The organism is Cupriavidus sp. SZY C1 (genome assembly GCF_032190535.1).
Lineage (GTDB): Bacteria > Pseudomonadota > Gammaproteobacteria > Burkholderiales > Burkholderiaceae > Cupriavidus > Cupriavidus pauculus_C.
This window is the reverse complement of record NZ_JAUANU010000012.1, coordinates 56,814-70,512: the sequence shown is the minus strand read 5'-3', so window position 1 is coordinate 70,512 and position 13,699 is coordinate 56,814. Positions and strand designations below refer to the sequence as shown.

The window sequence follows — 13,699 nt, the reverse complement described above, 5'->3', positions numbered from 1 at the left end:
GCAAAAATGAACGGTCGTTCGCGGATTCGTTGCACGATCAACTTTTGAACTAAGATGACGTGCAGGGCCGGCGAATTGACGTTAACGTTAGCGTCAACCGTCGCGCCTGACAATCCAGAAGAGCGAGCCCCGCAGCCCGCCGCCTTTTCCACGAGACAAGCCCCATGAACGCACTCGAACATCAGCTTCAATACCCGTTTGGCGATGCCATGCCCGACCCCGGCACGCGCCAGGAAGTGGCGCCGGGCGTGTACTGGCTGCGCATGCCGCTGCCGTTCGCGCTGGACCATATCAACCTGTGGCTGCTGCGCGACCGCATCGACGGCCGTGACGGCTGGACCATCATCGATTGCGGCATCACCAACGACACGATCCAGGCCCACTGGGAAACGATCTTCGCCAACGAGCTGGAAGGCTTGCCCGTGCTGCGCGTGCTGGTCACGCATTGCCACCCGGACCACGTGGGCCTGGCGCACTGGATCTGCAAGCGCTGGGACGTGCGACTGTGGATGAGCCTGGGCGACTACATGTCCGCCCGCGTGATGGCCGGCGGCTCCGGCGTGGGCTCCAACGCCGGCGGCGACTTCGCGGCCAGCCATTTCGCCCGCCACGGCCTGACCGACCCGGAAAACCTGGAAAAGCTGCGCGCGCGCAAGAGCTACTACCCGTCGCTGGTGCCGGACCTGCCCACGCAATACCGCCGGCTGATGGACGGCGATACCGTCCGCATCGGCGCCGATCCGGCCACGGCCGCGTGGCGCGTCATCACCGGCTACGGCCACGCCCCGGAGCACGTGGCGCTCTACAACGCCGCCACCAACGTGCTGATCTCCGGCGACATGGTGCTGCCGCGCATCTCCACCAACGTCAGCGTCTTCGACATGGAGCCGGAAGCCAACCCGCTGCAGCTCTACCTGGACTCGCTGGGCAAGTACGAGGACCTGCCGGCCGACGTGCTGATCCTGCCGTCCCACGGCCGGCCGTTCCGCAACCTGCACACGCGGCTGCGGCAACTGCACGAACACCATGCCGACCGCCTGGCCGAGACGCTGCAGGCGTGCGCCGAGAAGCCGTGCAACGCGCACGACATCGTCGGCGTGATCTTCCGCCGCCAGTTCGACATCCACCAGTTGACCTTTGCGATGGGCGAGGCGCTGGCGCACCTGCACGCGCTCTGGCATCGCGGCGAACTGGTGCGCCAGGTGGACGACGACGGCGTGGTGCGGTTCCGCAAGGCTTGAGCGGGGTCAAACCCCCGCCGCCGCCAGATCGCGCAGGTACCGCACGCCGGCCACCGCCCGGCTGCCGTACCAGGACAGCATCTCGCCATCCACCAGCAGCACCGGCTTGCCGATCTGGCGCTCCAGCGTGTCGGCGTGGTCCTCGGTGAAGCGGTACGGCTCGGTCGACAGCAGCACGGCGTCCAGGTCGCGCACCAGCGCGTCGCTCCAGCGGAACGTCGGGTAGCGCTCGCCGCCCGCGTTCGGCCGGCTGCAATCGCCGTCGACGCAGGCCAGCGGCGTGGCGTCGGGCCACGTGGCCCAGTTCACCAGCGCCAGCATCTGGCTGATATAGGTGTCGCGCGACACGGTCATCCACGGGTCCTGCCAGATCGCGTAGAGCACGCGGCGCGCCGGCCAGGTGCGGTCCTGCAAGGCATCCAGCGCGGCGCTCAGGTCGTCACCCAGCCGGGCGGCCTGCGCCTGGCGGCCGAAGATGCCGCCGATCAGGTCATAGAGCGCGAAGTTGTCGGCCGGCCGGCACGGATGGGTGACCACCACATGCGGCACGAAGCCGCGAATCTCGTCCACGGTCTCGCGGCGGTTCTCGTCGATGTTGACGATGACGTGGGTCGGCGCCAGCGCCCGCAGCTTGTCGAGCCGCACGTCCTTGGTCCCGCCCACCTTTTCCACGGCACGCACCGCCGGCGCCGGATGGATGCAGAACCCCGTGCGCGCCACGACCTGCCCGCCGAGCCCCAGGTCGAACAGCAGCTCGGTGATCGACGGCACCAGCGACGCGATGCGCACCGGCCCGCTGGCCGGCGCGTGCGGCTGCCCGAGCGCGTCAGTCCACATCGTGCGGCTGGCCAGCGCTGCCCGAGGCGCCGGGCGGGAAAGGGGTCTGGGAGGTCATGGGCGTCAATATAGCGCTTCCGGCCAGCGCGGGCCCGGCGGCGGTCGGAAACAAAACAGCCCGGGCAGGCGCTGCACCGGGCTGTTTCGAAAGGCGGCGGGGGGAGACGATCAGAGCTTCTTGTCGCGCACGCCCGTGACCAGGAAGTCCATCGCCTGGATCGCGGCGCCCTTGGTGCCAGCGATCGACGGCGACGTCTCGTACTTGCCCTGCACCACCACGGTCGGCACGCCGTCGATCTTGTAGGCGTCGGCCACCTTGTTGGCGCGCTGGGCGTTCGTCGTCACCGAGAACGAGTTGTACGTGTCCAGCCACTGCTTGCGGTCGATGCCGTTGGCGGCCATGAAGTCGGCAATCTCGTTCGTGTCCACCATGCGCTTGCGCTGCTTGTGGATCGCGTCGAACACCTTGGTGTGCATCGCGTCGACCTTGCCCAGCGCTTCCAGCGCGTAGAAGATCTTGGTGTGCGGCAGCAGGTCGTCGCGGAAGGCCACCGGCACGCGCTTGAACACCACGTCCTTGCCCTGCTTCTTCACCCACGCTTCCAGTTCGGGCTCGAAGTCGTAGCAGTGCGGGCAGCCGTACCAGAAGAACTCGGTCACTTCGATCTTGCCAGCGGGCACCGGCTGCGGGGCTTTCAGAACCGTGTAGTCCTTGCCTTCGGTCGGCGCGGCCATGGCGGCTGGCGCGGACATCAGCAGGCCGCTCACGGCGGCAGCGGTGGCGATCAGTGCGGCGATTTTCTTCATGTCAGAAGGGCCTTACGGGTTGTACGCGCTCGGCGAGCGGATGGATTGCGTCTAAGACCGGGCCGGCGGCACTTGGTTCGCATGGCCGGCCCGGTCAGATTTATTTCAACGGATTACTGCTTGGTGAACCGGATCACCGAGGCGTCGAAGCCGGCCGACTGCAGGCGGTCACGCGCACGGTTCATGTCCTCGATCCGGTTGAACGGTCCCAGTCGAACGCGGTACATCTTGACGCCGTTGACATCGCGGTCGGTCACCTTGGCCTCGAACCCCTGCATGGCCAGGTTGGCCTTCTGGCGGTCCGCGTCGTCCTGCGAGCGGAAGGCGCCCACCTGCAGCAGGTAGCCCACCTTGTTGGCATCGGCCTGGGCGATCTCGGCGATCGGGTCCGCCACCGGCTTCTCGGCCGGGCGGGTGGGCGGCTTCTCGGCAGGCTTTTCGGCCGGCTTGCTGGCCACCGCGCCGTTGCTGGCGCCGGGCACCTCGGCCGGGCGGCTGGTGGCCACGGGCGGCTGCGGGGCCGCCGGCTGCTCGGCCGGGGCCACCGGCTTGGCCGGCGTCTTGCTCCAGAGCGGCTTGTTCGGATCGCTGGGTTCGCCGCCGGGCTGGGCCTGCTGGGCCGGGTTGGGCAGCGTGCTGGACACATTGCCCGGCTCGGTCGGCCGCGGCGCGGGCGCGTTGCCGCCCTTGAACGGCGCCGGGGACTTGGTGATGTACAGCGCGATGACCACGGCAATGGCCAGGCCGACGATCAGCCCGAGCACCAGGCCCAGGAACGTGCCGCCACGCTGCGTCTGGCGATGGCGGACGGCGCGCAGGGCGCGCTTGGCATTGTGTTGCATGTAGTCCTCTTCGGTGATGCCGGGGATTATAGAGCCACTGCCGTGACGCGAAGTTCAGGCCGCCGGGGAATCGGCTTCCGGGGCGCGATCCATCCGTTGCGGCGCCGACACGCCGATCACGGCCAGGCCGTTGCGCAGCACCTGGCGCGTGGCCGCCAGCAGCGCCAGGCGGGCCTGCTTGACGGTGTCGTCGTCCACCAGCACGCGGTCGGCGTTGTAGAACGCGTGGAAGTCGCCCGCCAGGTCGCGCAGATAGAACGCCACCGCGTGCGGGGCCAGTTCGCCGGCGGCGGCAGCCAGCATGTCCGGGAATTCGGCCAGCCGGCGGCCCAGCGCGATGGCCTGCGGGCTCACGTCCGCGGCCGTCACGGCGGCCAGGTCCACGCTGGCCAGCGCCGGCAGGCGGGCCTGCCAGTCCGCGCCGCCCCAGGCCTCGAAGATCGAGCAGATGCGGGCGTGGGCGTACTGCACGTAGTACACCGGGTTCTCGTCGTTCTGCTTCAGCGCCAGGTCCACGTCGAACACGAACTCGGTATCGGCCTTGCGCGACAGCAGGAAGAAGCGCACCGCGTCGCGGCCGCGCGTGAAGTGGGCGGGCCAGTCGGCCACGCCGCCGTCCAGGCAGCCGCGGATCGTCTCGTCGCCGCCGTTGCTCCACTCGATCAGGTCGCGCACGGTCACGTACGAGCCGGCGCGCTTGGAGATCTTGACCTCCTCGCCGTTCTTCATGACCGTGACCATCTTGTGCAGCACGTAGTCGGGGTAGCCCTTGGGAATGCCGATGTCCAGCCCCTGCAGGCCGGCGCGCACGCGGGCGATGGTGCCGTGGTGGTCGCTGCCCTGCACGTTGATGACCTTGGCGAAGCCGCGTTCCCACTTGGTGGTGTGGTACGCCACATCCGGCACGAAGTACGTGTACGTGCCGTCGGACTTCTTCATGACGCGGTCCTTGTCGTCGCCGTCGTCGGTGGTGCGCAGCCACAGCGCGCCTTCGTTCTCGTAGGTCTTGCCCTTGCCGACCAGCGATTGCACGGCGGCATCCACGCGGCCGTCGCTGTACAGCGACGATTCCAGGTAGTAGCGGTCGAACTTCACGCCAAACGCCTGCAGGTCGATGTCCTGCTCGTTGCGCAGGTACGTGACCGCGAAGCGGCGGATCGATTCCAGGTCCTCGATGTCGCCCGACGCCGTGACCGGCTCGCCGTCGGAGGCCGCCACGGTCTTGCCGGCCTTGAAGTCGGCGGCGATATCGGCGATGTAGTCGCCGTTGTAGGCCGACTCGGGCCAGCCGGCGTCGCCCGGCTTCAGGCCCCGGGCGCGCGCCTGGACCGAGATGGCCAGCGTGTGGATCTGCACGCCGGCGTCGTTGTAGTAGAACTCGCGGTGGACCTTCCAGCCCTGCCAGGCCAGCAGGTTGGCCAGCGCGTCGCCCAGCGCCGCCTGGCGGCCGTGGCCCACGTGCAGCGGCCCGGTGGGGTTGGCCGAGACGAATTCGACCAGCACCTGGCCGTGCTCGCCGGCCGGGCGGGCGCCGAACTGGTCGCCATCGGCCAGCACGGCGCGCAGCACCTCGGCGCGGGCGGCCGGGCTCAGGCGCAGGTTGATGAAGCCGGGACCGGCAATTTCCAGCGCCGCCACCAGCGCGGACGCGCGCGGGTCGGCCTGCACGGCCGCCACCACCTTCTGCGCCAGTTCGCGGGGGTTGGTCTTCAGCGCCTTGGCCACCTGCATGGCGATGTTGCAGGCCAGGTCGCCGTGGGCGGCGGCCTTGGGGCGCTCGAACGTGACCGCGGGCAGGGTGGCGTCGGCCGGGGCGAGCGCGCGCACGGCGTCAGTGAACGCGGCGGCGAGTTGGGAGGTCTGAACAGGCAGCATGGATATCTTGGCCCTGAAAGGCTGGAATGCTTCCGGCTGGGGGCAGGCTCGAAGTGGAGGCCCCGCCGCGCGCGCCGGCAGTCGAAATCGGGAAACGCGGAATTTTATCAGGTGCTATGCTGACATCATGCGACGACCTGTGCGCCCCGCGCCTCCACTGTCGCGTTACGTGAAAGGAAACATCATGCTGATCACCTTCAAATCCCACGCGGCGCAGGACCTGATCATGATGAAGGATCTTGCCATGACCCTGCTTGGCATCATCGGCAAGCACTTGGGCGAACGCGGGGTGATCACGTCCGAGGAGCTGCCGGGCGCCATCCGCAAGCTGGAAGCCGCCGTCCTGGACGCGAAGAAGGTCCACCCCGCCGACACCACGGTCCACCCCGACGTGGATGACGAGCGCGAGGAAGAACCGCTGCACCTGGGCCAGCGCGCCTACCCGTTCCTGGACATGCTGCGCGCGTCGCAGAAGGAAGGCACGGACCTGATGTGGGGCGTCTGAGGCGCCCCCGCTGATTCCGGGCTGCCTTCGGGCCGCCCGGCCCGGTTCCACCCCACCCTGACGTGCGCCGCCACCCCGGCGGCGTCTGTCCACCCCCCGCCCCGGGGCGCGACGCCGCCCCACCCCCTTCTTCGACAGCAAAAAAAAGAACCCGGACACCGCTGGGTGTCCGGGTGTCCCGGATCAGGGATATATCCGGAAAGGGGGTTGCTGCAGGGCAGAGGGGAGAGACCCTCGGTATTCTTGCGGGCCCCGGCTGTGCCGCCGGTACGTCCCGGGCGCGCCCGGCTATTCGCCGTGGCGGCGCGAGGACGCCAGCAGCAGGCCGACAAAGGCACCCACCAGGGCTGCCACGCCCACCGCCTTGAGCGGGGATTCCACGACGCGCTGGCGTCCGTGGTCGACCGCGACGTCCACCTGCCCGCGCGCCCAGTCCATGCCTTCGCGGCTGCGTTCGCGCATGCGGTCGGTCAGTTCGTGGGCGCGGGCCCGCAGGCGGCGGCCGGCGGCCATGCCTTCGGCGGAACCTTCATGCGCCAGCACGTCGATGGTCTGCTGGAGCTGGGTGATCAGCGCCTTCACTTCGTCGGATACCGGGCCGACGGCGTCGCGGGTGTCGCGGGCCGAATGCCGGATCTGGCGCACGGCGGCATCTGCGCTGTCGTGCAGATGGTTGATTTCCTTCCGGATCTTTGGATTCTGCGTGAGCATGGATACTCCTTTAAGTCCAGTCCTGGCGTGGAGTCCCGCGGTATGCCACCGCGGGCCCCGCGAACCTGGCGCTTAACGTCGGCGCACCAGGCCCATCACGGCGGCCACGAGGGCCACGACCAGGAAGATGAAGAACAGGATCTTCGCGATTTCCACGGCGCCGGCTGCAATGCCGCCGAAGCCGAAGATTGCCGCCACGATGGCGACGATGAAAAAGACGAGTGCGTAGTACAGCATGACCAGTCTCCCGAGGTTAGCGAACGCGCCGTCCTGGCTTTGCGTTCTGCTTGCGCCACGGTGCGCAAGCTCATAGCCTCACTCTAGGGTTCGGCATGTGGACCGCACACCGAAAACAGACCGATTCAGATGTCAGCCGAGTCCTACACCTCACCCCGTCGGGCGCTGGATGCGCGGCCGTGGCGGCCCCGGTACGATTGACCCTGCCAAAATGATGTGATTCCATGTCCGCACGCCCGCGCGGGCGCGTGCCCAACCCGCTGAGTTCCGATGGCCAAGCATTCCCTACTCCTGAGAAATACCCTGCTGCTGGCGGGAGGCATCGTGCTGACGCTGGCCGTGCTGATCGCATCGGAAACGGGCAACCTGCGCCTGCGCCAGGGCTACACCGAGGCCATCCGATCCCAGCAGCTGCAGAGCGACCTGGGCGCGCTGATCGCCGAACTGGTCAACGCCGAGGCCGGCCAGCGCGGCTTCCTGCTGACCGGCAAGGAAAGCTACCTCGACCCTTACTACAAGGCGCTGCCGCAGATCAACGAGCTGATGGCCCGCGTGCGCCAGCACTACGCGAACGACCCCGAGGGGCTGCGCCAGTTCGGCGAGGCGTCGCAGTTCGTCACGCGCAAGCTCAACGAGATGGCCCTGACGCTGGTCTACGGCAAGCGCGACGTCGACGTGGCGCTGGACCTGATCCGCACCGACTTCGGCAAGCAGACGATGGAGAGCGCGCGGCGCGGCCTGGAGCAGCTGCAGGTGCGCGAATCGGGCACGGTCACGCACAACCTGGAGGCCGCCGAGCATGACCTGCAGTTGTCGCGCTACGGCATCGGCCTGCTGACGGCGATCAACATCCTGCTGCTCGTGGCCGTGGGCCTGGGCCACCAGCGCCGCATGAAGATGGCCGAGGCCGCCCGCGCCCAGCTCGAAGAGGAAAGCGCCCGGCTGGACCGCAAGGTGCGGGCGCGCACGCGGCAGCTGTCGGCCCTGGCGGCCCACCTGCAGCGCGTGACCGAGGACGAGAAGACCCGTCTGGCGCGCGAGCTGCACGACGAGCTGGGCGCCATCCTGACCGCGATCAAGCTGGACCTGCACTGGGTGAAGATGCGCGTGCAGGCGTCGCACCCCGACGCGCGGGACAAGATCACGCGCGTCATGCAGCATGCCGACCAGGCCATCCAGATCAAGCGCCGCCTGATCGAGGACCTGCGTCCGACGGTGCTGCTGAACCTGGGGCTGCGCGAGGCCATCATCCAGCACGTGGAAGACGTGGGCGCGCGCAACCAGTGGGAAACCGAGGTGGACCTGCCCGAGTCGCTGCCGCAGTTGCGCGACAACGCGGCCATCGCGCTGTACCGGATCGTGCAGGAATCGCTGACCAACGCCAGCAAGTACGCCGAGGCCAAGCACATCTCGGTGGCGCTGGCCTGCACCAGCCAGCAACTGACGCTGACCGTGCGCGACGACGGCCGCGGCCTGCCGCCCGACTTCGACGCCGGCAGCATCGCCGGCCATCACGGCCTGCTTGGCATGGAACAGCGGGTACTGGCGCTGGGCGGGACGATCCACGTCGACTCGTCGCCCGGCCAGGGCGTGGCCATCCGCATCGAGGTGCCGCTGACCACCAGCGTGCTGGCACCGCCGGAGGAAACCACGGAAGTTTGAAGGGTGTCGTCCGCGATGTCCCGCTCGCCTCTCCCGCCGCGCGGGAGAGGGCCGCAAACCCATCCGGAGATTTGAGTCAGGGCCGGCTTACGCCGACGTCGCGTAGTCCTCGATCACCCGGAACACCTGCTCCAGCTCCAGGGACTTGTCGAAGAAGTAGTCCGCGCCCGCCTCGGTGCACTGGCGGCGGTACATCGATACCTGCGCGTGGTTGGTGTAGACGATGCGGATGCCCGATAGCTGGGCCTTCTGCATTTCGCGCAGGACGTTGATGCCGTTGCCCTGACGCAGTTGCAGGTCGACGATGGACACGTCGTAGTGGCCCTGGGTGGCCAGCTTGACCGCGCCGCTCTCGGTATCGGCCCAGTCCACCGACTCCACGAACGGGAAGGCGGTCAGGTATTCCAGCAGCATGCCCCGCAAGACTTCGGAGTCCTCGATCAGGAGGACTCGCAGCGAGCGGTTGGGAGAGGCCGAGGCGTGCTCCGGCATGGCGCTAGGCAACTGTCAGGCGAAGGGGTGGACGAGCGAGGGCGCTGGCATGTGCAACGTGATGTCGGCCTATTCCACGAGCCCGTTCTTGATGGCGTAGTAGGTCAGGTCGGCATTGGTCTTCATGCCCATTTTCTCCAGGATGCGGGAGCGGTAGGTACTCACGGTCTTGACGCTGAGGAACAGCTCGTCGGCGATCACGGACACCGACTGGCCGCGCGACAGCTTGCAGAAGATCTGGAACTCGCGCTCGGACAGCGTCTGGTGCACGGGTTGCTCGGTCGGCTTGTCGAGCCCGCCGATCAGCAGGTCCGCCACGGTGGGGCTCACGTAGCGGCGGCCCTGGGCCACCGTACGGATTGCCTTGACGAGGTCGTCCGGCGCCGATTCCTTGGTCAGGTAGCCCGAGGCGCCGGCACGGATCAGGTTGATCGCGTACTGGTCTTCCGGGTAGGTCGACAGGATCAGCACCGGCAGGTTGGGCAGGCGCTGACGAATCAGCTTCAGGACATCGATGCCGTTGCGGTCCGGCATCGAGATGTCGAGTACGAGTACGTCGAACTCGCTGTCGCGCAACTGCGCCATCACTTCGTCGCCGCTGGCGGCTTCGCCCGTCACCTTGATGTCGGGTTCCTCTGAAATGAACTGGCGCAGACCGGCGCGCACGATCTCATGATCGTCGGCGATCAAGACGCGAATCATCGGTGTCTCCACGGTGAGGGGGGCGACCCGCGGCCGAAAGGCGGCCCGGGCCGGTTTCCTGCATTGTAGTGCCGACGCGACGCGGAAGCTGTCGGCGTCCGGCTGACATGACGCGCCACGGCGACGGGCACCCGGCGGCGTGTTGACGCCCATCCGGGCGGTTGGAAATTGGCGCGATTGCTGCGCCGCGGCAGCGGACGGCCGGGTGCGGCTGCCAGGGACGAAAAAAAACGGGCGCCATGGCTGGCGCCCGTTCGTCCATTCGCGGCCGCGGCGGCCGGGGCGGTCTGGAGGGGCCCGCCCCGGGCCTTTCGCGGACAGGCCGCTTACTTCGTCATCGTGCTGGCACCGGCGTCCGCGCCGCCCGTGGCGCCCAGCGTATCGCCCTTCTTCGACTTCGACTTGGCGTGGCCGGAATGCTTGCCCTGGTTCGTCTTGTCGGTCGTGGTCGACGTGGTGGTGTCGTTCTGCGCCTTGGCGCCCAGGCTGGCCTTGCTGCCCGGATCCGCAGAGCTCGGGCTGGCCGGGGTCACCGCGCCGCCCGCCGCGCCACCGGCGTTGAGGCCGGCGTTGGCACCTGCATTCGTGGAAGGTGCGTTCACGGAGGCGCCGACGCCCGCTTGGGTGCCAGCGGTGGCACCGGTGCCTTGCGCCATCGCCATCGACGAGGCAGCGGCAATCGACAGGGCGGACAGGGAGATCAGCAGCTTCTTCATGGGAGAGACTCCTTTACTGAATGCGCCACGGCGAACCATTCGCCTGCGGCATCCACGCGGTGTCACGTGAACTGGTTCCCAGTCTAGGGACGCCCGCCGTGCCGGTCTGTGAGCACTTGTCAGTGTGTGTAAGCAGTCGTGAAGACATTGCGAACATGGGCGCCACGCCCCGTTTGCCCGCGCCCGCGCGGCGCCAATCGCCGCCTGCCCTTGTGCATCAACGGCTGCCGCGCCCATGAAAAAACCGGGAGGCCCCGCGATACGCGGCCTCCCGGTCATTGCAACTGCTTACAGCTACGCCGAAGCGATTACAGGTTGGGCGCCAGCGCGCGCTCCAGCGTCAGGCGATCCTCGCCGCGGCGCGCCACCATGTCGTCAAGCTGGTCCTGGCCAATCTTGCCCACGCTGAAGTAGGTGGATTCGGGATGCGCCAGGTAGAAGCCGCTGACCGACGCCGCCGGCGTCATCGCCAGTGCCTCGGTGATGCCCATGCCGATCTCGGCCGCGTCCAGCAGCTCGAACATCGGCGCCTTGACCGTGTGCTCCGGGCAGGCCGGATACCCCGGCGCCGGGCGGATGCCCCGGTACGCTTCGGCGATCAACTGGTCGTTGGTCAGCGTCTCGGCGGCGTCGTAGCCCCACAGGTCGGTCCGCACGCGGGCGTGCAGGCATTCGGCAAACGCCTCGGCCAGCCGGTCGGCCAGCGCCTTGAGCATGATCGCGCTGTAGTCGTCGTGGTCGGCCTCGAACTGGGCCTCCTTCTTGTCCACGCCGATGCCGGCCGTGACCGCGAACAGGCCGATGTAGTCGGCTACCCCGCTGGACTTGGGCGCGACGAAATCGGCCAAGCAGCGGTTCGGCCGCTTGACGCCGTCCACCACCGGGCGCTCGCTCTGCTGGCGCAGGTTGTGCCAGGTCAGCGCCACCTTGCTGCGCGACTCGTCGGTATAGATCTCGATGTCGTCGTCGTTGACCGTGTTGGCCGGCAGCAGCGCCATCACGCCGTTGGCCGTCAGCCAGCGGCCCTGGATCAGCCGCGACAGCATGCTCTTGCCGTCCGAATAGACGCGCCGCGCGGACTCGCCGACGATCTCGTCGTTCAGGATGTCCGGGAATTTGCCGGCCAGGTCCCAGGTCTGGAAGAACGGGCCCCAGTCGATGTAGTTGGCCAGTTCGGACAGGTCGTAGTTGCGGAACACGCGCCGGCCGATGAACTTGGGCTTCGGCGGCGCGTAGGTGCTCCAGTCCACCGGCGTCTTGTTGGCGCGCGCGTCGGCCAGCGACACCATCGGCGTGGCCTTCTTGTTGGCGTGCTGGTGGCGGATGCGGTCGTAGTCGGTCTTCAGCTCGTCCAGGTAGCGCGCGGCGCCCTCGTCCGACAGCAGGCTCGACGCCACGCTGACCGACCGCGACGCGTCCGGCACGTAGACCACCGGGCCCTCGTAGTTCGGCGCGATCTTCACGGCCGTGTGCACGCGCGACGTGGTGGCGCCGCCAATCAGCAGCGGAATCTTCTTCACGCGGAAGTAGTCGTCGCGCTGCATCTCGGCGGCAACGTAGGCCATTTCCTCCAGCGACGGCGTGATCAGGCCCGACAGCCCGACGATGTCCGCGCCCTCGACCTTGGCACGCGCCAGGATCTCGTTGCACGGCACCATCACGCCCATGTTCACGACCTCGAAGTTGTTGCACTGGAGCACCACCGACACGATGTTCTTGCCGATGTCGTGCACGTCGCCCTTGACCGTGGCGATCACGATCTTGCCGCGCGCGCGCACGTCGCCGCCGGCCTCGGCCAGCAGCCGCTTTTCTTCCTCGATGAACGGCAGCAGGTGGGCCACGGCCTGCTTCATCACGCGGGCGCTCTTGACCACCTGCGGCAGGAACATCTTGCCGGCGCCGAACAGGTCGCCGACGATGTTCATGCCGTCCATCAGCGGGCCCTCGATCACCTCGATGGGCCGGCCGCCGCGCGCCGCGATCTGCTGGCGCGCTTCCTCGGTGTCCTCGACGATGTACGTCGTGATGCCGTGCACCAGCGCGTGCGCCAGGCGGTCGCCCACAGACACGGGCGCCTCGGGCGTGCCGCGCCAGGCCAGGTTCTCTTCCTTCTTCTGGCCGCCGCCCTTGAAGCGGTCGGCAATCTCCAGCAGGCGGTCGGTGGCGTCGTCGCGGCGGTTCAGCACCACGTCCTCCACGCGCTCGCGCAGTTCCGGGTCAAGCTGGTCGTACACGCCAAGCTGCCCGGCGTTGACGATGCCCATGTCCATGCCCGCCGCGATGGCGTGGTACAGGAACACGGTGTGGATGGCCTCGCGCACCACGTCGTTGCCGCGGAACGAGAACGACACGTTCGACACGCCGCCGCTGACCTTGGCGTACGGCAGGTTCTGCTTGATCCAGCGCGTGGCCTCGATGAAGTCCACGGCGTAGTTGTTGTGCTCCTCGATGCCGGTGGCCACCGCGAAGATGTTCGGGTCGAAGATGATGTCCTCGGGCGGGAAGCCCACCTCGTTGACCAGCACGTCGTAGCTGCGCTTGCAGATTTCGGTCTTGCGCGCGAACGTGTCGGCCTGGCCCTGCTCGTCGAACGCCATCACCACCGTCGCCGCCCCGTAGCGGCGGATCAGCGTGGCGTGGTGGCGGAACTGTTCCTCGCCCTCCTTGAGCGAGATGGAGTTCACCACGGGCTTGCCCTGCACGCACTGCAGGCCGGCCTCGATCACGTCCCACTTGGACGAGTCGATCATGATCGGCACGCGCGCGATGTCCGGCTCGGACGCAATCAGGTTCAGGAACCGCACCATGGCCGCGCGCGAATCGAGCATCGCCTCGTCCATGTTGATGTCGATGATCTGCGCGCCGTTCTCCACCTGCTGGCGGGCCACGGCCAGCGCCTCGTCGAACTGGCCGTTCAGGATCATCCGCGCGAACGCCTTGGAGCCCGTGACGTTGGTGCGCTCGCCGACGTTCACGAACAGCGTGTCGTCGTCGATCGTGAATGGCTCCAGGCCGGACAGGCGCATCGGACGCGGGGGCAGGTTTTGCTGGCTCATGTGTGGGGTCTCTATG

13 protein-coding genes are annotated in these 13,699 nt (G+C 67.9%); 3 read left to right on the top strand and 10 right to left on the bottom strand.

Annotated features, from left to right (window positions below; translation table 11 throughout):
• The first annotated feature begins 164 nt into the window (after positions 1 to 164).
• Positions 165 to 1,241 (top strand): MBL fold metallo-hydrolase, encoded by a 1,077-nt coding sequence (locus QTN24_RS18460; RefSeq protein WP_124682716.1) that lies wholly within the window; start codon positions 165 to 167, stop codon positions 1,239 to 1,241.
• Between the two features lie 6 nt (positions 1,242 to 1,247).
• Here the strand turns inward: QTN24_RS18460 and QTN24_RS18455 are convergent, their stop codons facing one another.
• The 4 genes from QTN24_RS18455 to argS form a co-directional block, all read right to left on the bottom strand.
• Entirely contained in the window at positions 1,248 to 2,078 is an 831-nt protein-coding gene (locus tag QTN24_RS18455) for a helical backbone metal receptor (RefSeq protein WP_313838861.1), read from the bottom strand.
• Between the two features lie 168 nt (positions 2,079 to 2,246).
• Positions 2,247 to 2,885 (bottom strand): thiol:disulfide interchange protein DsbA/DsbL, encoded by a 639-nt coding sequence (locus tag QTN24_RS18450; RefSeq protein ID WP_124682718.1) that lies wholly within the window; start codon positions 2,883 to 2,885, stop codon positions 2,247 to 2,249.
• Between the two features lie 113 nt (positions 2,886 to 2,998).
• Positions 2,999 to 3,727 carry an SPOR domain-containing protein gene (locus QTN24_RS18445; protein WP_313838860.1) on the bottom strand — a complete coding sequence of 243 codons (729 nt, stop codon included), beginning with the start codon at positions 3,725 to 3,727 and terminating at the stop codon, positions 2,999 to 3,001.
• Between the two features lie 54 nt (positions 3,728 to 3,781).
• Positions 3,782 to 5,602 (bottom strand): arginine--tRNA ligase, encoded by a 1,821-nt coding sequence (gene argS, locus QTN24_RS18440; protein WP_124682720.1) that lies wholly within the window; start codon positions 5,600 to 5,602, stop codon positions 3,782 to 3,784.
• Between the two features lie 184 nt (positions 5,603 to 5,786).
• Here argS and QTN24_RS18435 point away from each other — a divergent pair, with 184 nt between their 5' ends.
• The gene (locus QTN24_RS18435) at positions 5,787 to 6,107 is read left to right on the top strand and encodes a DUF1840 domain-containing protein (RefSeq protein WP_313838859.1); all 321 of its coding nucleotides are present in this window, start codon (positions 5,787 to 5,789) and stop codon (positions 6,105 to 6,107) included.
• A 288-nt stretch (positions 6,108 to 6,395) separates the two neighbouring features.
• On the opposite strand, the gene QTN24_RS18430 is transcribed toward QTN24_RS18435, so the two are convergent.
• Both QTN24_RS18430 and QTN24_RS18425 read right to left on the bottom strand, forming a co-directional pair.
• Entirely contained in the window at positions 6,396 to 6,818 is a 423-nt protein-coding gene (locus QTN24_RS18430; protein WP_124682722.1) for a DUF883 family protein, read from the bottom strand.
• Between the two features lie 72 nt (positions 6,819 to 6,890).
• Positions 6,891 to 7,055, bottom strand: coding sequence for a DUF1328 domain-containing protein (locus tag QTN24_RS18425; protein WP_124682723.1), 165 nt, complete (start codon positions 7,053 to 7,055; stop codon positions 6,891 to 6,893).
• A 270-nt stretch (positions 7,056 to 7,325) separates the two neighbouring features.
• Here QTN24_RS18425 and QTN24_RS18420 point away from each other — a divergent pair, with 270 nt between their 5' ends.
• Positions 7,326 to 8,717, top strand: a complete 1,392-nt coding sequence (locus tag QTN24_RS18420; RefSeq protein ID WP_124682724.1) for a CHASE3 domain-containing protein — start codon at positions 7,326 to 7,328, stop codon at positions 8,715 to 8,717.
• An 87-nt stretch (positions 8,718 to 8,804) separates the two neighbouring features.
• On the opposite strand, the gene QTN24_RS18415 is transcribed toward QTN24_RS18420, so the two are convergent.
• From QTN24_RS18415 to metH, 4 genes are all read right to left on the bottom strand, one after another.
• Complete coding sequence (locus QTN24_RS18415) at positions 8,805 to 9,209, bottom strand: response regulator (protein WP_124682725.1); 405 nt, start codon at positions 9,207 to 9,209, stop codon at positions 8,805 to 8,807.
• A gap of 69 nt (positions 9,210 to 9,278) precedes the next feature.
• Positions 9,279 to 9,911, bottom strand: coding sequence for a response regulator transcription factor (locus QTN24_RS18410; RefSeq protein ID WP_061956399.1), 633 nt, complete (start codon positions 9,909 to 9,911; stop codon positions 9,279 to 9,281).
• Between the two features lie 326 nt (positions 9,912 to 10,237).
• Positions 10,238 to 10,627 carry a hypothetical protein gene (locus QTN24_RS18405; protein WP_313838858.1) on the bottom strand — a complete coding sequence of 130 codons (390 nt, stop codon included), beginning with the start codon at positions 10,625 to 10,627 and terminating at the stop codon, positions 10,238 to 10,240.
• Between the two features lie 308 nt (positions 10,628 to 10,935).
• Positions 10,936 to 13,683: a methionine synthase gene (gene metH / locus QTN24_RS18400; RefSeq protein WP_313838856.1), complete on the bottom strand. Its 2,748-nt coding sequence runs from the start codon at positions 13,681 to 13,683 to the stop codon at positions 10,936 to 10,938.
• Between the last annotated feature and the right edge of the window lie 16 nt (positions 13,684 to 13,699).